This window comes from Haematobacter missouriensis, from assembly GCF_000740775.1.
GTDB classification, from domain to species: Bacteria; Pseudomonadota; Alphaproteobacteria; order Rhodobacterales; family Rhodobacteraceae; genus Haematobacter; species Haematobacter missouriensis.
The window spans coordinates 1-976 of sequence record NZ_JFGS01000096.1; the positions used below are offsets into that span (position 1 = coordinate 1).

Here is a 976-nt window from a genome sequence, read left to right on the forward strand (position 1 = left end):
GGCGGACCATTCCAGCACGGAGAACTCCCATGGACCAACCATCAGAGGGCGGCATGACACGACCGACATGGAAGAACGAGATCAACATCACGGCCATTCTCGCGCTGTTAATGTTTGCCATCACTGTTGGTGGAGTGGTGCTGCAACACGGACGTTTTACACAGCGCGTGGAGCAGTGGATCGCCTCTCATGAAGACCTCCACAAGCAGAGGCTGGCTGACCTTACAGCGTCCAGCGCCCGTCTGGACGAGCGGATTAAGAGCGTGGAGGCGGAGTCTCGGTCTATCGACAATCTCCGCTACCGCATGACCGTGCAGGAACAGGAGCGCGCAGCCGACAGCAAGGCTCAGGAGGACACGCGAAAGGAGCTGAGCCAGCTCACCTCCGATATCCGACTGATACGCGAAATCCTGACCCGGCTTGACCCGGGACCACAGCGCAAGCCGTAAGAGGGTCACATGAAGGGCAACTTCAACGCCTGCCTCTCCCACACGCTCAGGTGGGAGGGAGGGTACAGCGATCACCCAGACGATCCGGGGGGCAAGACCTACCGGGGGGTCACCCAAGCGACGTATGATGCGTGGCGGCGGACGCAGGGGCACTCTCCGCGCCCGGTGGCTCAGATGAGCGACGAGGAGATGCGGAGCATATACCGCAGCCAATATTGGGACACGGTCCGTGGCGATGACCTCCCCCGAGGCGTGGACTTGGCGATGTTTGACTATGCGGTCAACAGTGGCCCGGCCCGCGCGGCTCGCGACTTGCAGGCTACTCTGAGCGTCACTCGGGACGGCGTGGTGGGCAATCTCACCCTCTCCGCGATGAAGGGAAAAGCTGCTAGCACTCTCGCTGCGAGCCTGTGCGACCGTCGGCAGAAATTCGTGCGGGGGCTTTCGGGCTATCAGACCTTCGGGCGGGGGTGGGAGCGTCGCATCCTTGATATCCGCGCACAGTCCTTGGCTATGGCGAAAGGGGC

Annotated in this window: 2 protein-coding genes; both read left to right on the plus strand. The window is 62.1% G+C overall.

Annotation, left to right across the window (positions count from 1 at the left end; all coding sequences use genetic code 11):
• Positions 1 to 29 precede the first annotated feature (29 nt).
• Positions 30 to 449: a hypothetical protein gene (locus CG51_RS18770; protein WP_143413017.1), complete on the plus strand. Its 420-nt coding sequence runs from the start codon at positions 30 to 32 to the stop codon at positions 447 to 449.
• 9 nt (positions 450 to 458) lie between these two features.
• A partial coding sequence (locus CG51_RS18775; RefSeq protein ID WP_035747640.1) for a glycoside hydrolase family 108 protein occupies positions 459 to 976 on the plus strand: 518 nt, incomplete at its 3' end.

Coding starts and splice junctions, on each gene's coding strand:
- CG51_RS18770 (WP_143413017.1), top strand. CDS start 30: ATGGACCAACCATCAGAGGGCGGCATGACACGACCGACATGGAAGAAC.